Consider the following 24,547-nt stretch of genomic DNA (forward strand, 5'->3'; position numbering starts at 1 on the left):
ACTGTTATACGTTATTGTACTCCTGTTACGCTTGATGTTCTTTAACTCAAAAATTTTTGGACGGCGTATTTTTTGCACGTCGTATCGCACACGCCAACTAGATCCAGTAATCGTACTCTATTACTACATCATAATGTTGCGCTCTATCGCCTCACCATCTCACTGCATCCTATCGCTACACTCTTCACATGCTAAAATTCATGTATGCACATTCAAGAGATTGAAGACCGCGATTCGGCTTTAATAAACATTCTTGTCGATATCTGGGAGCAATCTACACGCGCTACCCATACTTTCGTCCCAGAGCCTGAAATTCTTCGCATTAAGCAGTATATTCCTGAAGCTTTACGTGACGTTCCTGAGCTTATTATCGCTCAAGACGAATTAGGAAATCCTCTTGGCTTTATGGGTATTGATGGCACTCATCTTGAGATGCTTTTTATCGATCCACAAAATCGTGGACGAGGAATTGGCAAACAGCTTTTAGAATACGGTATTAAAGCTCACGGTGTTCATGATCTTACTGTCAATGAGCAAAATCCGCAAGCAGTTGGTTTCTATGAGCACCTAGGTTTTGTCACTTATAAGCGTAGCGATGTAGACGAGTATGGAGACCCCTTCCCTATCCTTTATATGCGTTTAGAGCATGAGTAATTTTCTACAAAATTGTATAAACAGTAAGCTCGCTAAAACTGTAATTACTTCATCTCTTTGTCCCCGAAACTCATCAAATGCAGCGCGAATACTGCCGTACGAATATTTCTCATTGTGCCTACCGCGAGACTATGCCACAATACCCATCAAATTCTGAACACTTATGTAAAATAAATACAGCACAAAGCATTGTATAGATAGCATTGCTAATGCACTAAAACTATTCGTTTCATATCGGTGAACTTTGAGGGATACACGTGTCACGGAAAACTAACGCTCCTATGGCTCAATCGAAAGGGCTCGATGCTCATAACGAGCAGTACTTTACAGCGCAACCATCAACTGATGATGAACGCCGCGAGCTCAGTGTAACTATTCGCGGTAATGATTACACCGTTACTGTGTCTAATAGTGTTTTCTCAACTCATCGGTTAGATCTTGGCACGAAAGTCCTTCTAGATAGAGTTCCTTCACCTGAGGATTTGCCAGACGGCGCTCAAATTCTTGATATCGGTTGCGGCTGGGGGCCAATTTCTCTCGCTGCTGCATCAGAAGCCCCTCATAATGCTACTGTTTGGGCTCTTGATGTCAACGAGCGAGCTGTTGAACTTACACAAGAAAATGCACGCCGTGCACAGTTAGAATCCGTTCATGCTGGCACTACAGAAAGTCTCACTAACGAATTCGGACAGCGCTGGACGCACGCCCAGTTCGATCTCATCTGGTCAAATCCGCCTATTCGCATAGGAAAAGAAGCATTACACGAACTTCTCATGACATATCTTCTTCGTCTTAAGCCAAACGGAGGCACAGCATATCTTGTCGTGCAAAAGCATTTAGGCGCAGACCCGCTCATCTCATGGCTTGATGAACATTTGAACGATGCTTCAGCAGACTTAGAGCATGCGAGCTCTCAGGACGCAGCATCAGAATCATCGGAACCATCAGAATATCCAGAACAACCAGAACAATCTTTCACGGTATCAAAGTACGCTTCAGCTAAGGGATACCGCATTATTGAGGTAATTCGACATTAATGACACAAGAACAATCATCTACTTACCATACTCACAACACTTCAGACACCGCATCAGCTACTTCGGCCCGCACGTCTACTTCTGCTAGCACCACTACTTCGCGAGCGCTTCATTTCTCATATCCTGAGTCGCTCCCGGTAAGCCAAGCACGCTCTGAGATTATTGATGCCATTAAGAGCTCACAGGTGATTATCGTTTCCGGTCAAACCGGTTCTGGTAAAACGACTCAGATCCCTAAGATGCTCCTGGAAATGAACCGTGGCTCACACGGGAAGAAAATTATCGTTACACAGCCTCGTCGTATCGCGGCGCGAAGCGTAGCTGAACGTATCGCTGAAGAAACGCATTCCAAGCTTGGCGACACTATGGGTTACCGAGTTCGCTTCACCGATGAAAGTTCAAGCAAAACTCGTCTTGTCATCGCAACAGATGGTATCTTACTCGCTCATATTCAGCGTGACCCTCTCCTTTCGGCATATGACACGATTATGATTGATGAAGCTCACGAGCGAAGCCTGAACATTGATTTTCTTTTAGGGTATTTGACGACGATTTTGCCGAAGCGCAAAGATTTAAAACTCATCATCACGTCAGCGACTATTGATTCTCAAAAATTCCAGGAACATTATTCTCGAGTTACGAAGAAAACTGTTCCTGTTATCGAAGTCAGTGGACGCACTTTCCCTGTCCAAGTACTGTATGAACCAGTGGGAGCCGCTCCTGCTCTCGTGCGAAATCTCAGTAGTTTCCCTTCGCTCAACGCTTCCATTTCGATGGATGACGATTCAAGTAATTCCGGCGACGATTCAAACGATTTTGATGACGATATGGCAGTATCGACGGCTGTTGCCCGTGCGTGTGCTGAGCTCAGCATTCATTCCACGCACACGAGTGGTCCGCGCGATATCCTTGTTTTTGCAGCCGGCGAGCGCGATATCCGCGAGTATGAGCATGCTATTTCTAAGGCATTCGGTGCACGCGCTTCAGATAGGAAGCGTCCTGATGCTATAGAAATAGTTCCTCTTTACGCTCGTTTAAGCGCTAAAGATCAGCATAAGATTTTTGAGCCTCACACCCATCAGCGCATTATTATCGCTACAAATGTGGCAGAAACATCGTTGACAGTTCCAGGTATTCGTTATGTGGTCGACCCTGGTTTTGCACGCATTTCGCGATATTCGAAGACAGCTAAAGTTCAGAGACTTCCTATTGAGGAAATTTCTCAAGCAAGCGCAAATCAGCGTTCTGGACGTTGCGGACGTATCGCTGATGGTATCGCAATTCGTTTGTATTCGTCAGAAAATTTCGAGTCGCGTCCGCAATTTACCGATCCGGAAATTCTGCGTACATCCTTAGGATCCGTCGTATTGCAAATGCTTGCTGTCGGCGTAGCTCACACGGCAAGCGATGTCACGAATTTCGGGTTTATCGATCCGCCAGATACAAGAGCGGTAAGCGATGGTTTTAATGAGCTTCTTGAGCTTCGCGCTATTAAGAGAGTAAAGAATAAACACTCGAAATCTCGAACTAAGCCTGAAGCGCACGTAGCCGAATCGTCTACTCCGAAGTCTGACGTAGTCCTGACTAAAATTGGCCGTCAGCTCTCACGCATTCCAATTGATGTGCGTTTGGCTCGTATGATTGTAGAAGCTAGCCATACAACGCCGAATAATCTTGCATCAGTTGTGGCTATTGTCGCATTTTTGAGTTTGCAAGATCCGCGTGAACGCCCAGAAGATGTGCGCGACGAGGCAGACCGCATTCATAAACGTTTCGCATGTAAAGATTCTGATTTTTTGAGCGCGCTCAATTTATGGGTACATTTCTATGAGCGGGACAATCGTTTATCGAATTCTCGGTTTAGGAAATTATGCCAATCAGAATTTGTTAATTTCCTTCGTATGCGTCAATGGCGTGATTTGTATCAGCAGCTCGTTACGATGTGCGCTGATATGAAGTGGGAAGTTGGGACGGTTACACCAATTAAGCGCCCTTCGCCTGACATCGTCGATCTTCCTCAAGCACAGCAAGCATCAGGGGCTCTTGCGTGTGTATGGGATGGTGAGAGTATTCACCGTTCTATGCTTGCAGGGCTCTTATCTTCTATGGGTATGCAGGTAATTCGCGAACCGAAAGCTTCTCAATTTGCTGGTCTTAAAGGTGCTGCTCGTGTACGTGCTATGAAGCGCGCGGAGAAATTATCTAAAAACGATTATCAGGGTGCTCGCGGTACACGTTTCTCCCTCTTCCCTGGCTCTGATGTGGCTTCTACTACCCCATCGTGGGTTATGACAAGTGAACTCGTAGAGACGTCTCGTTTATGGGCTCGTATGAGTGCCGCAATTGACCCGAAATGGGCGTATGAGCTAGCTAAAGATTTAACCCGTACATCCTACGGTGCGCCACACTGGTCAAGTTCTGCAGGAAGTGCTGTCGCGAGCTCTACAATTCATTTATACGGCTTACCGATTATCTCAGATCGACAAGTGCAATGGGGGCGCATTAATCCTGAAGAAGCACGCGAATTACTTATCCGTCAAGGGCTGATTGAGGGCGATATTACTCGCCGATTTAGCTACGATGATTTCGTAGCTAAGAATCATGCTGTGCTTGAGCAAGCTGATGAAGAAACTCATCGCACGCGTCAGATTAGTGATGCCGTCAGCGATGAAGATCTCTATGACTTCTATGATCGTGTCTTACCGCAGTCGGCTACATCCGTGGCAGAGCTTGCAAAATGGTGGAAGCACGAGCATGGCAATCAGCCTGATTTGCTTAATTTTGATCCGTCTAAGGTCGAACGTCTTGATAATTCTGAATCAGCAGATTTGAGCGATTATCCAGACCGCTGGTTCGTGCGCGGAACTGATGCTACCGAGTTTTCCTTCAAACTCAGTTATATTTATGATCCTCATGCCGACAATGACGGTGTAACAGTACACATCCCGCTCTCCGCGCTCCTTCGTGTTCAGCCGCGTGATTTTACTTGGACTGTTCCTGGACTGCTCAATGATTTAATCGTCAATACTATTAAGTCTCTTCCAAAAGCTTTGCGCGTACAATTCGTCCCAGCTCCTAATACTGCTGTGCGCATCCGCCAATGGCTCAATGAACGCTATCCGTATCTGCCAGGCTCCAAGGAAACAATGGATAATGCTTCTCATGGCAACGAAATCCCTGATTTTACGCACGCATTTACTCAAGCAGCAATCAGTGTAACGAATGCTCAACTTCATCCAGAAGATTTCGGTCCAGAACAATTGACGCGCTTACCAAACTTCGTTCGACTTAATTTTGCCGTCGAAACCGATCCTGTACGTGGTCCGCGCGGTCGCATGAAACGTAAACCGCAGATTTTGGCTATTTCGAAAGATTTAGCCGAGCTTCAACGTCACTTCAGTGACCAAGCTCAGCGCTCCGCTCGAAAGACTATCTCTCATCAAGCGGATGCTGCTCATAAAGCAGGCAAAGAAGTTAAACGCGCAGATTTGCTCCATAATGCTGGCGCTACAGACGAGCTTCGTCAAAATATGCTCTGGAAGAGCGTACTGGAGTCTGTGAAACTTCCAAATGAGCGCATCCGTTCGCGCTGGCTTGGAAATGAGGCTCTTATTCTTGCCACAGCGCCTTACAGCAGTATTGATGCCACAATTGACGATATGCAGTTGGCTGCGGTCAAACGCTTACTTCCTCATATAGACACGATTAGTTCAGATAAGCAATTAGCCGATGAAATTGCTGGAATTATGAATGTATTCGAGGATACTGTCTACGCAGTCGCTCATGATGTCATAGCGATTTTGCAGTCGTACGGTGAAGTCTCTCACGCAGTGAGCGGCAAGGCTGATTTGCCACTACTGTCTGTACTTCAATCTGTACGAACGCATGCACAAGCTCTTGTTCACGAAGGGTTTATAGCCGAAACACCATCAGAGTATCTTCCGCGTATCAAACGTTACTTAATGGCGGATATCATGCGCATCGAAAAGGCAAAGCAAAATCGTGATCGCGATGTGCAATGGGCTTGGCAAGCTGACGAGGCTTTAGCACTTGTCCATGAAGCTCAGGCTCGTGCCGATAAAGCTCCTGCCGGTCCTGTCCATGATGATGCTGTACAAGTCGCTGAGCAATTGCGATGGATGTATGAAGAATTCCTCGTCTCCTTATGGGCTCAGGAATATGGAACTGCTTACCCGATTAGTATGAAGAGGCTCAGGAAAGCTGCAGAAAAATAGTTTGAGAAGCTACTCTCGCAGAACCATAATGAATGTGGTGATACACGGTTAGAAATATCCGCGTATCACCACATCGCATCTTCATGTACTTTCGTGATGTATCCTCACGCATACATCAACACTAAGCTCACCGCTATGAAGAGGAATTGTACTGCCACATATATGCAAGCATATATTTTTTTGGCTTCTTCATTCCACTTATGCGTAAAAACTGTAAATACGAGCCATGGAATAATAAGCGCTATGTTAAGCAAAGCGTAATAAACAACGGGAACCATTGATGTTGGTGTAATCATGGGAATCATCTCCCCCTCTTTCTACAAGAAGTAGTATCTATACGTCATTGCATAGTTATCTACTTGTAGATAAGTTTACCACTCTCATAAGTTAGCGCAAGCATCGGTTACAACGTTTTGTGGACTAGCTCAATACCTAGCTAGCCCACAAAACGAGAAAAATTATTGATGTACGATTACAGTCTTGGCAGGTACTTTTCAAGCTCGTATGGAGTTACCTGCATACGGTACTCTTCCCATTCCTTACGTTTATTACGCAAGAAGTACTCGAAGACATGCTCACCGAGCACGGAAGGCACAAAATCGGACTTCTCCATAACCTTCAAAGCAGTATCAAGAGAGTCTGGAAGTGGCTGGATTCCCATAGCCTGACGCTCGATATCAGTAAGCTCCCACACGTCATCGCTAGTAGGTTCACCAAGTTCCATTCCCTGCTTAATACCATCAAGGCCAGCTGCAAGTAAGACAGAGTATGCCAAGTACGGATTTGCTACAGGATCAAGACCTCTGAACTCCATACGAGCAGAATTTCCTTTACCCGGCTTGTATTGAGGGATACGAAGCAAAGCAGAACGATTATTGTGTCCCCAGCAGATAAAGCTTGGAGCTTCTGCCCCGCCCCACAAGCGCTTATATGAATTGACGTATTGATTCGTCACAGCAGTAATTTCTGCCGCATGATACAAGATACCCGCTGCAAACTGTCGAGCTGTCTGACTCATGTTGAATTCTTGACCTGCTTCATAGAATGCGTTTCCATCGCCTTCAAACAGACTCAAATGTGTGTGCATTCCAGAACCAGGTTCAGTAGCAAGTGGTTTTGGCATGAAGCTCGCATGGATCCCGCGTTCAAGGGAAACTTCCTTAACTACTGTACGGAAAGTCATGATATTGTCGGCAATTGCCAACGCATCAGCATAACGCAAATCAATTTCGTTTTGCCCAGGTCCTGCTTCGTGATGAGAATACTCCACGGAAATTCCCATTTGCTCAAGCATATTAACCGTTGCACGGCGGAAATCCATGCCCGAGCTGCGCGCAACATGATCAAAATAACCACCCTGATCAATTGGCACAGGAGGCTTCGAATAATCATCTTGTGGTTCAAAGAGATAGAATTCAATTTCAGGATGAACGTAGAAAGTAAAGCCCATTTCCTTCGCCTGCATAAGTGTGCGCTTTAACACATAGCGAGGATCACCCAGCGATGGCTGACCTTCTGGAGTAAGCACATCACAGAACATGCGTGCTGTGCCCTGAGGCCCACCTCTCCATGGCAAAATCTGGAATGTCGTTGGATCTGGACGCACAATCATGTCATCCTCAGATATACGTGTCAGACCTTCAATTGCAGAACCGTCAAAACCAATTCCCTCTTCAAAAGCATCTTCGAGTTCTGCTGGAGCGATAGCTACGGATTTCAACTGTCCCAAAACATCCGTAAACCACAAACGTATAAACCGTATATCTCGCTCTTCTACAGTGCGCAATGCGAATTCTTGTTGCTTATTCATGGTTATATTCTTACAGTCAATTGTTTCGACTTGTGTTAATTCGTGTTTTCTAGAGTAGAGATTTAAAAAGGTTTAAACGGGCTCAACGGATTACTTGGATTAAGCATAGATGTTCCAACTTCTACAGCCGTTTTGGCTACGCTCTGCTTATATTTCATTTCATCATAGCTTTCCACAAAATTTTGTACATCGTTGGCTAAGCTTGCATCCGTTTCCATAGCCTTTTCAATCCCCGCATTGACAGTATCTCGTAATTGTTCGAAAGCGTTAGAAACATCAGCGGCCTGTTTGAGTTGAGGCGTTTGGCTTTTAGTCCTTGTAAGAATATACGTTCCCATTGGAATGTCATTATTCACCCAATCAGCCTTAGAACCATCCTTCATCGGAGCCTCTGAGCCGCGATACAAGACTGTATAATGATGCTCGTCAGTCTTGACCAGATACATTTTAAGGCCAGTCTCTTTATCATCAACTACTTTTTCGAGGTTACCTAATTTAACATTCTGCTGACCATATGTAAAAGCTTTATGATTTGCAGCATCATCTATTGAGTAATTCTCATATTCCGCCCGCGCAATATCGACACGTGTCTGTTCAGAGTAGTTACTCATCTTCAGCCTCCGGTGGCTGAATAGCCCCAAGCTCAAGATACATATTGTATGCATCGGCTGACAAGCCCGTAATCCTCACTTCTAGCTTTTGATCAGGATTATCCTTCTCAAAGATAAGATGAATCAACAGATTAGGGTCATTATTAAGAATCATATGCGCCATAATCCCACCCATAGGATTACGCTCAATCGTGTCTGGATCAATATCATACGACTTAATCCTTCCCTTATCAGTAAAGGCATACTTATCATCAGACTTGAGCATTTCTGTAATAAGTCGTTGCCCTTCAGGCCCCATCACGACTTCATTCATATAAGCCTGTTCACGCATCGGTGCAGTTGCCACCATTGCTATACCCCCTAAAACAAAAACAACCACAACACCACATAAAATAAGCTTTAGATGGTGCTTAGCAAAGCTTAATAGTTTCTTCATACCTATAAATTCCTCAACGAACCATATTGAAATCCGCTATTTCGCCATCCTGGTTTCGTAACTGCTATATGTTATTTACCTTGATATCACGCATTTTTGACACGCTATAAGTTGCTCATCATATCATTGCGATTTTCCATATGCATCAAGTTCTTCATATAGTTGATCTGCTTCTCCTGACAGGCTCATAATTCGAACCGTTAATTTTTGCTCCGGATTATCTTTCTCAAAAATAATATGAAGTTCTAACTTAGGGTCATTATTAAGAATCATATGCGCCATAATCCCACCCATAGGATTACGCTCAATCGTGTCTGGATCAATATTATACGACTTAATCCTCCCCTTATCAGTAAAAGCATACTTATCGTTACGCTTAAGCATCTCCTCTACAAGATGCGTTCCTTCGGACCCCATTACGACTTCATTCATATAAGCCTGTTCACGCATCGGCGCAGTCACCACCATAGCTATACCACCTAAAACAATAACAACCACAACACCACATAAAATAAGCTTTAGATGCCTTCTGAGAAAACCTAATGTCCTTCTCATATCATTTATTTCCCTATAGAATCATATTTTTGTGCATACGTATTTATACATTCTCGAATAGCCTGCGAAGATTCTCCTTGTATAGCCGAATCCATTGCATCACGGTCAGAATCTATCTTTTTCTTTACCTCTTCAGCGTACTGCTTTGCACGATCTTTATAATTTTTTATAGCGGAAATATATATCGATTGAATACCAGCCGTATAGACTTCCGTGAGAAAACTCTTCTGTTGTTCCACAAGTTCCGGTGGATAACCATGATAATCGACCATTTTCTCACGACTTTCTCGGTATTTTCTTTTGTACTTATACTACAAAAGAAAATACTTCATCGCAAACGTAAATATCGTTATTCGTCGCTCTCTCCAGGATTCGTCATCAAAGAGCGAATAAACTTTAATGCTTCTTGAGTTGTTGTGAAGCTATTCGACTCTACAGTTGTATATCCTGCTATATCTAAATCGGGAACAGTTTGCAAACCAATCATCAAGTCCTCGACTGTTCCATCAAGGCTTGCAAACAGTATTGGTGGAGTAATCTCTTCCTGAGTTTTACCGTTCACCCATAAATTCGCGCTAATTTTATCGGCGCGATTAACGCAAGAAATAACCGACATGCCAAACACTAGATCTGACATATCATGTGCGGCTTCTTCAGGAGCCTGTCCGCTAACATCACGCAGAATTGCACAAGCACCTGATGAGAAACCAACAGCTAAAGCATCGATGTCTAGTACTTTACACAATGCTGCGAGGAAACGTGCATCACGCACCTCAGTAATAAGTAGTGCAATTTTTGCTTTATCCCCGATTATTCCAGCTAGTTCTTCATCAAAATGTGGGTCGATAGAAAAATCAGAAGGATCAAGCGGATTGTTCGACTGCGAAGAATCATTCGCATACTTATCGACTAAATTGTCATCCAGTTGTGAACCGAAATCATCCCCAAACTGCTTTTCTAAATCAGCAAAAGCAGCGTTAACCTGATCATCGCTTAAATCCTCGCTCGAATTATCCGAGTTAAGCGAATCCTTGTTCACATCATCACGTGCCATCATAAGCTCCTTGCTGATTTCAGTCTACTTTGATCATTCCAGATCTTCGTAGTTTTGCATCGTGCACATATTAATATGCTACGAATCAATGTTATACGTCTGTTAATTACCGATACAGTGCGGTCCAAATACCGCTTTTATATCTCCATACAATGATGCATCTTTAAGTACACGGAAATTGTCACCCATTGTAATGACCGAGCATGATCCGTCACCGCGTACAACTGTAAGTCTGACCTCACTATATCCCGGATGCATATGAATAATATTGGCTAGCTCTTGCATATTTCGCGTAATAAGCGCCTGCTCCGGAAGCGTAAGAGAAAGTACTGAATTATCGACATCTTCAATTTTTGGTACTTCCAATTCATTTGCACGTATCGAAACTGCCTCGTCACGAGCCTCAGCAAAACCGCGCACACGTACAATCGTATCCAAGTTAAGCTGGCCAGCACTTGCTTCATACGCTTTGCCGAAAAAGAGACACTGTACAGATGCTTCCATGTCTTCGACAGTAATAATCGCCCAAGGATTTCCCTTCTTGGAAATTTTTCGTTCCACGCTTGTAATCAGACCTGCTATAGTAACCTGCATACGTGGTTCAAGGGTCGATGCACGGTTTAATAGCTGAGCTATCGATGTATCGCGAAGTCCCGCTAGGACACTTTCCATACCCGATAACGGATGATCCGAGACATACAAGCCAAGCATTTCACGTTCAAAGTTCAGTTTTGTCGACTTGTCCCATTCATCGATATCTGGAACGGAAATTTCCACAGAATTGATATCATCATCACCATCCATGTCAGCAAAGAGATCAAACTGCCCTTCTGCTTCTTTTCGCTTAATTGGCGCGGCAATATCAATAGCCTCTTCATGAATAGTTACAAGAGCGCGACGGTTTCCATCCGTATTATCAAATGCTCCACCCTTAATAAGAGACTCAACCATCCTCTTATTCAGTGCATTCAACGGTACACGGTTAATGAAGTCGAGGAAGTTAACAAATTTTCCTTTTTCGCCTTCTCGTTCCTTGATAATATCGTTCACACGATCAGCGCCTACGTTTCTAATAGCTGCCAGACCGAAACGAACGACATCTCCTACTGCAGAGAACTGAAGCTGAGACTCATTAATATCAGGCGGAAGCACCTGAATACCCATACGACGAGCTTCACCCAGATAGAGAGCAGTTTTATTCTTATCGTTCTTCGCATTCTCAAGCAAAGCTGCCATAAATTCGGTAGGATAATGTGTCTTCAAATACGCGGTCCAGTAGGATACCAAGCCGTAAGCCGCGGAGTGTGCCTTATTAAACGCATACCCTGCAAACGGAACGAAAATATCCCATACAGCTTGAGCAGCTTCACGAGAATAACCATGCTGAGCCATACCTTCAAAGAATGGCACCTGCTCTTTTGCTAGTACTTCTGGCTTTTTCTTACCCATTGCACGGCGCAAAACATCTGCTCGTCCTAGCGAGTAACCAGCAAGAATTCGCGCAGCGGACTGCACCTGCTCTTGATATACAATCAAACCATAAGTCTCATCAAGAACTTCTGCCAATGGTTCTGCTACTTCTGGATGAATTGGCACGATTTCTTGTAAGCCATTCTTTCGCTTCGCATAATTATTGTGCGAATCCACATCCATAGGACCTGGACGGTACAGTGCAATCAATGCCGAAATATCGTTAAAGTTATCCGGCTTCAACGACTTAAGAAGATTTCGCATGCCATCCGAATCAAGCTGGAAAACGCCAAGCGTATCACCGCGAGACAATAATTCGTAGGTAGCTTTATCATCAATTGGAACCTCCTCGATATTAAAGCTTGGCTTTCCATTATTTTCAATATTCGTAATGGTATCGCGGATAACCGTTAAGTTAGACAGCCCCAAGAAATCCATCTTTACAAGACCGAGGGTTTCACACGTATGGTATTCGAATGTGGTTGTAACAGTTCCATCAGTTCGCTTAAGCAATGGAGACGTATCAGTAATAGGATTCGATGCCATAATCGTCGCACATGCGTGGACACCCGTCTGGCGGATCAGACCTTCGATACCCATCGCTTGCTTCGTGATTTTTTGAACATCTTGATTTGAATCATACAAATCACGGAATTCTTTTGCTTCATCATAGCGCTTAGCATCTTTATTAAAGATGTCACGGACAGTAATATCCTTACCGCCTACAGCAGGAGGCAATGCTTTAGTCATCTGCTCACCCATGGAGAAATCGTAATCCATGATTCGGGCAGAATCCTTCAATGCCTGCTTCGTTTTAATCGTTCCATATGTCACGCATTGAGCGACTTTATCATGACCGTACTTATCTGCTACATATTCAAGGACCTTCATACGTCCTTCAGGATCGAAATCGACATCGATATCAGGAAGGGAGACACGTTCCGGATTGAGGAATCGCTCGAAAATAAGACCATGCTTAAGCGGATCGAGCTCAGTAATACCCATCGCGTACGCCACCATGGAACCAGCTGCTGAACCACGACCAGGTCCAACCATGATACCGTGCTCTTTTGCCCAGTTAATATAATCTGCTACGACAAGGAAGTAACCGCAGAACTGCATTTGGCAGATGACACCGCATTCGTAATCGGCTTGACGTGCAACTTCATCAGGAACATTACCGTTGTAGCGACGCATTAACCCATCTTGAACGTGTTTCAAAAACAGCGAGGTCTCATCCCAACCTTCAGGGCAATCAAACTCTGGCATAAATGCGCCATCTTGATGATCATCGAAAATAACATTGCAGCGCTCAGCAATTTCCACGGTATTACGGCATGCTTCTGGGATGTCCTTGAACAAATCATACATTTGCTGCGCGGATTTGATGTAATAGCCAGATCCATCAAACTTGAATCGATTTGGATCTGTTAGACGTGCTCCGGAATTGATACACAGCAACGCATCTTGAGCTCCTGCATCGGACTCTTTAGCATAATGAGAATCATTCGTAACAACAAGAGGCGCATTAATTTTCTTAGCGATATCTAGCAGCTCTTTTCGAACTCGCGTCTCAATAGGCAAACCATGATCCATGAGCTCAACGTAATAATTCTCTTTGCCAAAGATATCCTGGAATTCGCCTGCTGCTCGCAATGCTTCATCATACTGGCCTAAACGAAGACGCGTTTGAATCTCTCCGGAAGGACAACCAGACGTAGCAATCACACCTTTTGAATAGGAATTAAGCACCTCCCTATCCATACGTGGGGATTTGCCGAACAGGCCTTCTAGATTTGCTACTGATGACGCTTTAAGAAGATTCGTCAGTCCTTGATCATTTTCCGCTAACAATGTCAAATGGGTATACGAGCCATTTGCAGAAACATCATCACTCTTTTGGTCTTCGGATGTACGCCAATGAACACGAGTATTGTCGAAGCGAGATGTTCCCGGTGTTAGATACGCCTCAATGCCGATAATTGGCTTAATTCCAGAGCTTACTGCCGTAGACCATAACTCATAAGCACCATGCATATTTCCATGATCGGTAATACCAACTGCAGTCTGTCCTTGCTCTTTCACTGTATCAACGAGTGCTTGAATCGGTGCAGCACCGTCAAGCATCGAATAATGAGTGTGCACATGCAAGTGGACAAAGTCAGAAGGTTTTACATCAGCCATGCATTCTAATTTAGTGATTGCTCAGGATGATTTTATGCATTTAATCTAGCAGCGTGACGGTTCTCTAAGGTTTCCAAAGCGTGGCGTAAATCACGTGGCGTGTTGGACTCGACAACCGTCCACACTTTTGTCCGAGGATGCTTAAATTCAAGTTTCATAGCATGTAACCACTGACGATCAAGACCTGTAATTTCTGATAATTTAGGATTAGCGCCATACATTGGGTCACCTATAAGAGGATGGCCGATTGATGAGAAGTGCACACGAATCTGATGAGTTCGTCCCGTTTCCAAATTGACTTTTACGTATGTCGCTTCACCGAAACGTTCCAGAACATCCCAGTGTGTAATTGCTTCCTTGCCAGCCGGAGTCACTGTGAAGCGAAAATCGGATACTTTATCACGACCGATTGGCGCTTCAATTGTCGCTCGGTCTTGTTCAAGATTCCCCTGAACAACGGCATGATAAGTTTTTACTACCTCATGCTCGGAAAACTGACGTCGCATTTCCTTGTATGCTAGCTCGGACTTACACACAAGCATAAGACCACTCGTACCAACATCAAGTCGACTTACAATGCCTTGGCGTCCCGTAGCACCATAATCCGTAATATGAACACCGCGAGCAAGAAGAGAACCTAAAACCGTAGGACCAGTCCATCCAACAGATGCGTGAGCAGCAACTCCCACAGGCTTATCAACAACAACGATATCCTCATCTTCATACACGATAGCCATATCGTTATCAATTGGTTCAGGAGCTTCTTCATGTTCGACTAAATCAAACTCAATCATGTCGAAATGATTCAGCTTTGCAGCCTTGTCAGTTTTACCTGATGAACGGCCAACAATTCGCACTTGATCTGTATCTATGAGATTGCTCGCAGCAGAACGGGAAATCCCCATCATCTTGGAAATTGCCACATCTAAACGCTTGCCCACTAAAGCATCTGGAGCTGGGACAATTCCTTGCATTAAGCGGGTTCCTCCTCATGGTTTGGTAACGACTGATGAGATTCTTGTTTGATATCTGTTGTGATATCGTCTGATGCGGATTTTACGGAACCGGTATCCGTTTTAATTTCAATGTCTGATGATGCAGATTCTGCCAAATCAGTATCCACTTTTTGGGTGGGAATTGCAGTCTCTCCTGTTTCCGCGCTACTATAACTGCCTGCTTCTGTATGAGCATCATTTCCAAAAAGAATTCGATCAACGGTTGCAATCCCTGATCGCACTCCCATCATAGAAACTATGATAAAGCACGCGACTCCAACGCCTAATAAAACGTCAGCTACGTTACCCACAAACGGTCCGTAATTGATAAAATCTACTACTTCCCCATCAAGAAAAGTGCGAGCATAGATAACCCGGTCTACGATGTTTCCGAGCGCTCCTGACAAAGTAACGCCAAGAGTTAAAGCCCATAAAACACTCTTCGTTTTAACAGCTGCCCATGCGATTATCGCACTAACGATAATCGCAACGATGCTAACCGCCGGGGTGAAACGACCGCCCGCGCCTAGTGTAGCACCGGGATTGCGAACTAAAGTTAGGTGGAGCAATCCACCAAAAATTGGGACATAGCTATCGGCATCTAAATTTTGTAACGCTACAATTTTAGACCATTGATCAAGAGCAATTCCCAATAAAGCCGTAGAAATAAAGACGGCCACAGATAGGTGTGACCGTCTTTGTGAGGTATTAACCACTTTAGTTATTTCCCTCTGCAGTCTCAGCAGGCTTCTCGTAATTGTCAGAAGCGCTAATCTGAGCAGAAAGGTTTCCAAGGAACTCAGTCAAGCGAGAACGATAATCAGATTCGAACTGCTTAAGGCTTTCGATGTTACCTTCGATGACCTTGGAATCAGCATAAAGCTTATCCTTAACCTGACGAGAGTAATTATCAGCATCAGTACGAGTCTGAGCAGAGTAATCTTCAGCAGCCTTCTTGACCTGAGTCTCATAAGCGTCTGCATCAGAACGAACCTTTGCGGAATAATCGTCTGCTTCGTTACGCGTTACAGAAGAATAGTTATCTGCATCATTACGGGTCTTTGCGGAGTATGCATCAGCATTTGTACGGGTGGTCGAATCGTACTCATTAGCTTCAGCAATGAGCTTGCTACGAGTCTGCTCACCTTCAGCAACGAGTTCAGCATTCTGTGCCTTACCCTTGTCAACATACTGATCATGGAGCTGCATAGCGAGTGCAAGCATAGCTGTTGCACGCTCAGGCTCTGAAGATGCATCAGAACCAGCAGAAGAAATCTTCTGCAAGCTACCAGTCTCAGAGCTTGGCTCAAGAGAAGCAACCTGCTGGCGAAGGCTTTCTTCACGTTCACGAGAGTCACGCAAATCAGCATTAAGTTTTTCAATTTGTGACTGCAAAGCAACAAGCTGCTGATCCTTTTCTTCAGCAGAACCTGCGCTAGCTTCTACGCGAGCATTTGCCTGCTCTAACGCGGAAGTTGCTTCGTTCAAACGAGACTGAGCCTCGTTCAACTGAGTACGCAAGTCTTCACGAGTGCTCAAATACTCGTCACGTTCACGCTTAACAGCTTCAAGCTGGTCGTTAAGCGCCTTCTCAGAATCTCCGCCTTCAGCAGCTTGCGCTGTAAGCTGATCAATTTGCTCATTAAGCTGATCAACCTGTGTCTTGAGCTGAGTATTCTGAGCAGTCAATGTTTCAACCTGCTCACGCGCAGCATCAGCTGCACGGCTCTGCTCAGCTGCTGCACTGTCGCTAGCTTCAGTTGCTTGGGAAACACGAGTTTCAGCTTCCTGAACTTGTTCACGCAACTTATTGTTTTCTTCAGTTAATTCAGCAATCTTATTGTTCAATGGCGCTACATCGGTACCCAAAGATGCAGTTGCACTTGTAACTGCCTGAGAACCTAAATTCTCAACGGTGGCTACAACCTCATCAAGGAAGTCATCCACAGCATCGATATCATAACCTTCCTTAAAGCGAACTGTAGGGAAAGTATGCCTCTGAATATCTTGTGGTGTTAGAAGGGGCATGGAGCTCTTCACCTCACTTTTGACTCTTTTTGAGCCACTTGTTTACGTTTCGTCTATATTTTAGCACGGTAGCTGTATGGACGCGGTGTATACCGTTTTATTGGATATAAATACGCGAATCTTAACAGTTCTTAACAGTTCTTAACAGTTCTTAACAGCTCTTAATAGCGTGCAGGCGGTTTGAGAATGAATATAGACGTAATACAATTATCCCGAACAGTTACGGTCATACAGTTCCATGTATGCGTGAACTAAACAATCACCAATAAAGCTCTTGGGTACTTCTGACCGCGGTCTTTTTTGCACAAAAATTTTATACAAAAAGGTGACTGCAGAATCCACTACAGTCACCTCGTTTGTTTCTCACATAACAATGCGAATCAAAAGTCCTAACACCAGCCACAGCACAATAAAGCTCAAGTCAAAGTATATTCTGCCAATCGGAACTGGGCGAATATATTTGCGCAAAAAGTTGAGCGGCGGGTCAGTAAGAACATAAACAGCATTAATTAATGTATATACGATTCCTCGAGGCTGCCAACGAGTCAAAAACGCTACCCAATCAAGAATAAGGCGAATAAACAAAATCGACATATACGCGTTAAGAACCCATAGCAGAATAAGGCGTACGATCGCTAATACTACAAAGAAAGTCATAGCCAATAAGTTTACTCGAACAGACCAGAAGTTGGATTAGTTTCACTTTGCTCAGGGCGAATCGAAACCGCAGCAGGGCTGAGTAGCCAAACTCGTGGTGTAACACGTTCAACAGAACCACGCACACCGAATACAACTCCAGTAGCGAAATCGACAATGCGCTGTGCATCTCGATCAGCAACACCAGTTAAATTCAAAACGACTGGAGTGCCATCGCGTAACGCACGACCCACGCTCTCAACCTCGTTGTAATTACGAGGGTGAATTGTCGTGATTCTATTCATCGCGGACTTTGGAAACGCTGTACTATTTGAAGCGGAATTTCCTCGGCCAGCGGCTGCCAATCGTGAAGATTGAACACTCAATGAATCATCGCGATCAAAGTCTGTTTCATTTGTATCAGCAGACTCTGCAACATCCATTGATTCGTCTTCAGCCTCTTCTGGATCAGCTAAGCCAAAGAAGCTAAGTCCACGATTAAATACACTTGGCATCGTTATCTCTCCTATATGCTATTTAGCGCAGGAATTCAGGTACTTCGAAGTCATCGAATGACTCAGGCTCAGGATCTGCCCCTGCAGAGACAGTAGGTATTGCAGATGAAACAGGTGTCTCAGGAACTGATGGAGTGTTCATAGCCTGAGTTGATTGTGAATCAACATTAGCATTCTGAGATTGTTTTGATTGAGCATTAGACGAAACTGTAGCAGCTGCAGAATCTTGTGTCTGTGCAGTAGAATTCTGTTGAGCTTCATGAGTAGGAACTGCAATCAAATCACTTGTTTCCATTGCTTCTGCCTGAGATCCATCATCATGCAAACCAAAACCAGTAGCGATAACGGTTACAGACAAATCATCACCCATAGAATCATCGAGCGACACGCCGAAGATAATATTCGCCTCAGAGCTGCACATTTCGTGAATTAGATCCATAGCAGATGAAATCTCGAACATACCAAGGTCTGAAGGACCAGCAATATTAACCAAAACCGCATGAGCACCATCGATACTGCCTTCAAGCATTGGAGAGCTCATTGCAATCTCAGCTGCTTGAACAGCACGATCTTCACCACGAGCAGTTCCAATACCAAAGAGTGCAGTACCTGCATCCTTCAATACAGCAGTTACATCGGAGAAATCTACGTGAATATATGCATCAGCATTCAGGGTTTCGGTTATACCCTTAACACCCGAGAGCAAGGCTTGGTCAGCATTATGGAAGGCATCCACCATCGAGATATTTCGATCTGACAAATCCAACAAACGGTCATTGGAGATGACAATAAGAGCATCAACTTCCTTGCGCAAATTATCAATACCGTAATCTGCTGATGCACTACGACGCTTTCCTTCAAAAGAGAATGGGCGTGATACCACCGCAACAGTCAATGCGCCCTGCTGACGAGCTGCGCGAGCGACAATTGGACTGGCACCCGTACCTGTACCGCCACCTTCGCCAGCTGTGATAAATACAAGATCAGAACCCTTTAAGGCTTGCTCTATATCGGATTGGTGATCTTGAGCTGCCTTCGCTCCACGCTCAGGGTCAGCACCTGCACCTAATCCTCGGCTGCTACTGTCAGACAAAGAAATCTTGACGTTAGCGTCACTACGTGCCAAGTCCTTATCATCGGTATTAATTGCAACAAACTCAACGTTTGTGAGGCCATCACCAATCATGCGGTTTACAGCATTTCCGCCTGCTCCACCAACGCCAACTACCTTAATTACGGTGCTATCATCCAATACCTGGTTCTGAATGCCGGTCATCGTGCTCCTATCGCTGCTTACGTATACACACAACTTTAATACAATTCATACCCAAGTTTCACACGTGTAATTAAAAAATAGGAAAATTTCTAAAAATTTTTTTGCAGATTCGGTCATAACTTTGAAAATGCCGAAGTTTTTCTGATGCTGATTGCTGATTGCAAGGGCGGATTTGCAAAGAATGCTTGCAATGTGATCTTTTGGGTAAAAAGACCAATATGGCGAAAACTGCATACTCTCAATATTTCTGGGTATTTTGGCTATAAAAAATGACTCTTTGGTACTTTCGGTCATATTTTTCACCTTTTAGGTGTTTTAAACCATTTATTTGACCGATTTCACCAAAATAGTCCTTAATACCCAAGAAGACGAAAATACCCAGAAGTACCCTTCCATATCAGTTATTCACATTCGTTCACATTATTTTTTGAATGAGGCGTTTTCGTTGTTTTTCGACGAAAATACGATTATGGACTATGACTCATCATCACTACTTTTCGGCCAAAGCTTCGATTAGTGCGACGTCGAGCCGTTCGAAAATGCTCTAAAGGAACGTTGATACAACCTATTCCTGGCTATTTCGCGTCTCCTCAGCGCTGGCAATCGGCTTCAATAAAGCAGCGTGCAATCGCCACGATACGTGCCGTCGCGCAGAACCACGCTCACTGGCCGCTTTCAAGCATTTCTGCAGCAGCAGTATTAGGTGCTATGTGCAACAATGCTGACCTATACCGGTTCATCCATTTTTCTGTAGATATTCATACATCAACTCAAAATCGAAAACGTTTACCGGTCAGATTTCACTATATTAAGACTGGCAGGTCACCGAAAATTCGCTTTCTTCTTTCGGACGAGAAGTCAACATCGACTCGAAATACTTATATCCCGATTAGTGAAACTTTAGGGATGATTAATGGCTTTATCGTTACCTCTCCTCTGCAAACGATTTTCGACTGTATGCGAATGCTACCGTTTGAGGATGCTCTTATCATCTGCGATAAATTAGCAAAACGTTACAACATAACATATAACCAAATAGTTCAGTTCACAGTAAAACGCTCAGGCTGCTGGAAGGTACGTTATGCCGCTTTCAAACAACGTTTTATCGATCCACAATCAGAAAATGGGGGCGAATCGTTCTGCCGAGCAAGAATGTTACGTTCTGGTTTTACACAACCTGAACTACAAGTGGAGCTGCCAAATCCACTGTTCAAAATTAAACGACCGAATCGTTATGATATTCAAAATTCAAAGACAATCCGTCCCGATTTCCTGTGGAAAATATCCGATGAGAATGCTACTTTCAAATATATTGCTGCCGAGTTAGACGGAAAAGAGAAATATTCAAAACCATCGTTAATCGTCAACAGCCACTCTACATCAACGCAAGGCGTGATTCTCAAAGAGAAAGATCGTGAAACAGCATTGAATCTAGCGGGCTACAAAGTCATACGTTTTCAATTCTTTGAAGCAGCTCAAAGCGACGGGGCTGCGATGTCTGAGAAACTATTGCTTGCTGGAGTTCCTAGGTGAGCGAGAATGAGCAAAAAATTCGTATGGGTTGTCTGGCGAAATCGTTGGGCGACGACACTCTACATAGATTGGAATAGCGTATAAACAGGTACAATCCTCACTTATTTTCTTACGAATAGTAATCCACAGCTCGCAGGGACCAAAAAGTGATTACTCTCAGTCTGTAAATTTTAAAGTAAATAGGTCATGGGTAGACGTTAAATTCTTGCGATATTACGCTCACCCTAACTATTTTCATGTTCTGCTATCAAAATTACTCTTAATTTCAGGAAGGTTTGAAGTAGCTTCAAGGTTCCCCTCAAATAGGCCTCATTTAGTCAGCTTCGATAATCAGTCGTTATTATGATTTTTGGGTAAAACTGACCTAATATTTTTGTAGGATGTAGTGCTACATTTTGCAGAAAGCTTCTTTTGGGTAGAAAAGACCATTTGAGGACTTGTTTTGGGCAGAAAGAACCAAATAATTGACCACTTCCACCCAGAAAGACAATTCTACCCAAAAACACGCCTATTTAATACGATGCATCCATCGGATCATCTTCAAACATGTCAGCGCGTTCCTGTGGGGTTAGTTCACGAGATTCGAGCCAGTTATATGGCAGATGCACCTTTTTGGCAAAACGCACACGACCACGCGGCTTGTCAGCAATTGCCATAGGGAATTCAATATTCCTATCAAATTTTGCAACTTCTGCCTCTACGTCTGAAATACTCTCGCACTTCATAAACGCGGCACGTGTTCCTCCACCTACCGGGAATCCCTTGAGATACCAAGCCACATGTTTTCGCAAATCATGGACAGCCATCATTTCGTCACCATCATAAAAATCAGTCAGAAGTTTAACATGACGAATTATGATATCCCCAACTTCACCAAGTTTTGGGTTAATTCGGTCGCTGCTACCAGAAAAAGCATTGGCGATATCACCAAAAAGCCATGGGCGCCCTTGGCATCCTCGCCCAATTGCAACACCTGCGCAACCTGTCTCTTTCACCATTTCTACGGCATCTTCTGCGGACCATATATCACCATTACCAATGACTGGGATATCAAGCTCGTCCACAAGTTGCGCGATTTTATCCCACTCAGCATGCCCGCCATAATATTGGGCAGTTGTTCGCCCGTGGAGAGTTACAAATTTGCACCCTTCATCTTGGGCGATAAGCGCTGAATCATGGAAAGTCGTATGGTTGTCATCGATTCCGACGCGGATTTTGGCTGTTACCGGTATTCCTGCTGGTTGGGCAACTTTGACCACATTGCGCAAAACTTCGCGGAATAAATCATTTTTCCAAGGAAGCGCAGAGCCGCCACCTTTGCGTGTCACTTTTGGAACAGGGCACCCAAAATTTAAATCGATATGGTCAGCCATGTCTTCATCTACAACAATTTGCGCAGCTTGACGGACAATTGACGGATTAACACCATACAATTGTAAAGAACGATATTTTTCTGACGAATCAAAACGGCACAATCGCTCAGCTTTTGGATTTCGAGCCACAAGAGCTCGCGCAGTAATCATTTCCGCAACATACAAGCCATCTGGACCATATTCTCGACATAAAACGCGAAATGGCCAATTCGTAACACCAGCCATCGGAGAAAGAATTACTGGTGTATGAACTATATGATTACCCATATCGAGGCTTTGAAGTTGCACGGAAGAATTCATAAGCACTTAGTTTAGCGTATACACTACTGAAATTGAAGGCATCGTTAAGAATATAAAGAATATAAAGAATATAAAGAATATAAATTGACGCGTCACAATTGCCAAATCCAACTATAAATAAAGTTTTGCGCAAAATGAGCAGCCCCACTCCCAGTTTTACCCAAAACTTATATACACAAATGGTGCCATAGCGACGTTGCACTATGGCACCATTTACCAAAATTAGGGAAGCAAACCATACGATAGCATGCTTTCAAGCCCCTATATGCTCTTTATTCGGTTACGAGTTCAAAACTCCCATCCGACGAGACACTGACGATTGATTTCTTATGTTTCCGCAGTTTTTGAAACTTTCGCAGATTCCTAAGCCTCTTGAGGCCCCTGAGGATATCGCTTCATGGAATTTCCAACACGTTCTGCGACATAATCAGCGACCTTATCCAAAGCGACTCGCTCCTGATTCATCGTATCGCGATCACGGATAGTTACTGCATGATCATCAATCGTGTCGAAATCTACGGTAATGCACAAAGGAGTTCCGATTTCGTCCTCGCGACGATAGCGACGACCAATTGCACCTGACTCATCGTAGTCGATATTCCAATCATGCATTCGAAGTTCGGCTGCCAAATCTTGGGAGATTCCCTGAAGTTCAGGCTTCTTAGACAGAGGAAGAACTGCTGCCTTCACAGGAGCCAGGCGTGGGTCAAGACGCAAAACAGTACGAGTATCAACGCCGCCCTTAGTATTTGGAGCTTCATCAACGTCGTATGCATCGACAAGGAATGCCATCAAAGAACGGGTTAAACCTGCGGCTGGTTCGATAACATATGGAATATAACGTTCACCAGTTGCCTGATCGAAATAGCTCAAATCCTTACCGGAATGCTGTGAATGTGCAGACAAGTCATAATCTGTACGATTTGCGATACCTTCTAGTTCGCCCCAATCAGAACCCTGGAAACCGAATTTATATTCGATATCTACTGTGCGCTTCGAGTAATGAGAGAGTTTCTCCTTTGGATGCTCGAACAAACGCAAGTTGGATTCGTCAATTCCTAAATCCGTGTACCAAGACTTGCGTGCATCAATCCAATACTGATGCCACGCCTCATCTTCACCTGGTTTAACGAAAAACTCCATTTCCATTTGTTCGAATTCACGAGTACGGAAGATGAAGTTTCCAGGTGTAATCTCATTTCTAAAGCTCTTACCAATGTTCGCAATTCCAAATGGTGGCTTTTGACGAGTTGACGCCTGTACCTGAGAAAAGTCTACGAAAATTCCCTGAGCAGTTTCTGGACGAAGATAATGCAAAGAATTTTCATCTGCTACAGGACCCAAATGAGTTTGAAGCATCATATTGAAGTCACGAGGTTCAGTCCACTTGCCTTTCGTGCCGCACTCAGGGCAAACGATTTCTTCCTGAGATGATGGCAAACGACCATGCTTAGTTTCAAAATGCTCTTCCAAATGGTCTGCACGGAAACGCTTATGGCAATTTAAGCATTCAGTAAGCGGATCGTTGAACACAGTAACGTGTCCGGATGCAACCCAAACTTCACGAGGAAGAATAACAGAAGTGTCAACTCCTACAACGTTGGCACGTGTAGTGACCATGAATCGCCACCATTGTTCCTTAATATTCTCCTTAAGTGCCACACCAAGTGGACCATAATCCCAAGCTGAACGGGTTCCACCATAAATTTCACCTGCTGGGAAAACGAAACCACGACGTTTAGCGAGAGAGACAACAGCATCGAGCTTAGATTCAGCCACATTTGCTCCTTAACTAGCGTACTCATACGGCTTATGAGCACTTTTCTTCACAGTCGCTACTGTACT

The 24,547-nt window shown here is 44.2% G+C and carries 21 protein-coding genes; 4 read left to right on the forward strand and 17 right to left on the reverse strand.

From position 1 onward, the window contains the following. Window positions 1-204: 204 nt before the first annotated feature. The 3 genes from EJ419_RS06035 to hrpA all read left to right on the forward strand — a co-directional run bounded on the left by EJ419_RS06035 (window position 205) and on the right by hrpA (window position 5,926). Window positions 205-654 (forward strand): GNAT family N-acetyltransferase, encoded by a 450-nt coding sequence (locus EJ419_RS06035; protein WP_131284633.1) that lies wholly within the window; start codon window positions 205-207, stop codon window positions 652-654. A gap of 281 nt (window positions 655-935) precedes the next feature. Continuing rightward, window positions 936-1,691, forward strand: coding sequence for a class I SAM-dependent methyltransferase (locus EJ419_RS06040; RefSeq protein WP_131284709.1), 756 nt, complete (start codon window positions 936-938; stop codon window positions 1,689-1,691). Continuing rightward, window positions 1,691-5,926, forward strand: a complete 4,236-nt coding sequence (hrpA, locus tag EJ419_RS06045) for an ATP-dependent RNA helicase HrpA (protein ID WP_131284635.1) — start codon at window positions 1,691-1,693, stop codon at window positions 5,924-5,926. The genes EJ419_RS06040 and hrpA overlap by 1 nt, the downstream gene beginning before the upstream one ends. 104 nt (window positions 5,927-6,030) lie before the next feature. Here the strand turns inward: hrpA and EJ419_RS08405 are convergent, their stop codons facing one another. From EJ419_RS08405 to EJ419_RS06115, 15 genes are all read right to left on the reverse strand, one after another. Further along, window positions 6,031-6,222, reverse strand: a complete 192-nt coding sequence (locus EJ419_RS08405; RefSeq protein WP_205668837.1) for a hypothetical protein — start codon at window positions 6,220-6,222, stop codon at window positions 6,031-6,033. A gap of 176 nt (window positions 6,223-6,398) precedes the next feature. Beyond that, window positions 6,399-7,736: a glutamine synthetase family protein gene (locus EJ419_RS06050; protein ID WP_131284637.1), complete on the reverse strand. Its 1,338-nt coding sequence runs from the start codon at window positions 7,734-7,736 to the stop codon at window positions 6,399-6,401. Between the two features lie 62 nt (window positions 7,737-7,798). Further along, the gene (locus EJ419_RS06055) at window positions 7,799-8,347 is read right to left on the reverse strand and encodes a hypothetical protein (RefSeq protein ID WP_131284639.1); all 549 of its coding nucleotides are present in this window, start codon (window positions 8,345-8,347) and stop codon (window positions 7,799-7,801) included. After that, window positions 8,340-8,783 (reverse strand): DUF1310 family protein, encoded by a 444-nt coding sequence (locus EJ419_RS06060; RefSeq protein WP_131284641.1) that lies wholly within the window; start codon window positions 8,781-8,783, stop codon window positions 8,340-8,342. Before EJ419_RS06060 ends, EJ419_RS06055 begins: the two co-directional genes overlap by 8 nt. 123 nt (window positions 8,784-8,906) lie before the next feature. Beyond that, entirely contained in the window at window positions 8,907-9,338 is a 432-nt protein-coding gene (locus EJ419_RS06065) for a DUF1310 family protein (protein WP_131284643.1), read from the reverse strand. A gap of 5 nt (window positions 9,339-9,343) precedes the next feature. Next, window positions 9,344-9,610 carry a hypothetical protein gene (locus tag EJ419_RS06070; RefSeq protein ID WP_131284645.1) on the reverse strand — a complete coding sequence of 89 codons (267 nt, stop codon included), beginning with the start codon at window positions 9,608-9,610 and terminating at the stop codon, window positions 9,344-9,346. 77 nt (window positions 9,611-9,687) lie between these two features. Then, complete coding sequence (locus EJ419_RS06075; RefSeq protein WP_165496258.1) at window positions 9,688-10,392, reverse strand: hypothetical protein; 705 nt, start codon at window positions 10,390-10,392, stop codon at window positions 9,688-9,690. Window positions 10,393-10,494: 102 nt separating this feature from the next. Beyond that, window positions 10,495-14,046 (reverse strand): DNA polymerase III subunit alpha, encoded by a 3,552-nt coding sequence (gene dnaE / locus EJ419_RS06080; protein ID WP_131284649.1) that lies wholly within the window; start codon window positions 14,044-14,046, stop codon window positions 10,495-10,497. Window positions 14,047-14,078: 32 nt separating this feature from the next. Continuing rightward, on the reverse strand, window positions 14,079-15,020 hold the full coding sequence (locus tag EJ419_RS06085) for an RluA family pseudouridine synthase (protein WP_131284651.1): 942 nt from the start codon (window positions 15,018-15,020) through the stop codon (window positions 14,079-14,081). After that, window positions 15,020-15,757 carry a signal peptidase II gene (locus tag EJ419_RS06090; protein ID WP_165496259.1) on the reverse strand — a complete coding sequence of 246 codons (738 nt, stop codon included), beginning with the start codon at window positions 15,755-15,757 and terminating at the stop codon, window positions 15,020-15,022. The genes EJ419_RS06085 and EJ419_RS06090 overlap by 1 nt, the downstream gene beginning before the upstream one ends. 1 nt (window position 15,758) lies before the next feature. Next, a complete protein-coding gene (locus EJ419_RS06095) occupies window positions 15,759-17,069 on the reverse strand; it encodes a DivIVA domain-containing protein (protein ID WP_131284655.1) in 1,311 nt (436 codons plus the stop codon). A 363-nt stretch (window positions 17,070-17,432) separates the two neighbouring features. Then, a complete protein-coding gene (locus tag EJ419_RS06100; protein ID WP_131284657.1) occupies window positions 17,433-17,726 on the reverse strand; it encodes a YggT family protein in 294 nt (97 codons plus the stop codon). A gap of 11 nt (window positions 17,727-17,737) precedes the next feature. Then, a complete protein-coding gene (locus EJ419_RS06105) occupies window positions 17,738-18,220 on the reverse strand; it encodes a cell division protein SepF (RefSeq protein ID WP_131284659.1) in 483 nt (160 codons plus the stop codon). Between the two features lie 22 nt (window positions 18,221-18,242). After that, window positions 18,243-19,496 carry a cell division protein FtsZ gene (gene ftsZ, locus EJ419_RS06110; RefSeq protein WP_131284661.1) on the reverse strand — a complete coding sequence of 418 codons (1,254 nt, stop codon included), beginning with the start codon at window positions 19,494-19,496 and terminating at the stop codon, window positions 18,243-18,245. A 45-nt stretch (window positions 19,497-19,541) separates the two neighbouring features. Further along, entirely contained in the window at window positions 19,542-19,790 is a 249-nt protein-coding gene (locus EJ419_RS06115) for a hypothetical protein (RefSeq protein WP_131284663.1), read from the reverse strand. A 261-nt stretch (window positions 19,791-20,051) separates the two neighbouring features. Between EJ419_RS06115 and EJ419_RS06120 the strand changes: the two genes are divergently transcribed. After that, window positions 20,052-21,029, forward strand: coding sequence for a hypothetical protein (locus EJ419_RS06120; RefSeq protein WP_131284666.1), 978 nt, complete (start codon window positions 20,052-20,054; stop codon window positions 21,027-21,029). Between the two features lie 512 nt (window positions 21,030-21,541). Here the strand turns inward: EJ419_RS06120 and dusB are convergent. Then, a complete protein-coding gene (gene dusB, locus EJ419_RS06125; RefSeq protein ID WP_240680359.1) occupies window positions 21,542-22,702 on the reverse strand; it encodes a tRNA dihydrouridine synthase DusB in 1,161 nt (386 codons plus the stop codon). A gap of 363 nt (window positions 22,703-23,065) precedes the next feature. After that, window positions 23,066-24,481 carry a glycine--tRNA ligase gene (locus EJ419_RS06130; RefSeq protein ID WP_131284668.1) on the reverse strand — a complete coding sequence of 472 codons (1,416 nt, stop codon included), beginning with the start codon at window positions 24,479-24,481 and terminating at the stop codon, window positions 23,066-23,068. Window positions 24,482-24,547: the final 66 nt, after the last annotated feature.

This window comes from Alloscardovia theropitheci (assembly GCF_004332295.1).
Classification (GTDB): Bacteria; Actinomycetota; Actinomycetes; order Actinomycetales; family Bifidobacteriaceae; genus Alloscardovia; species Alloscardovia theropitheci.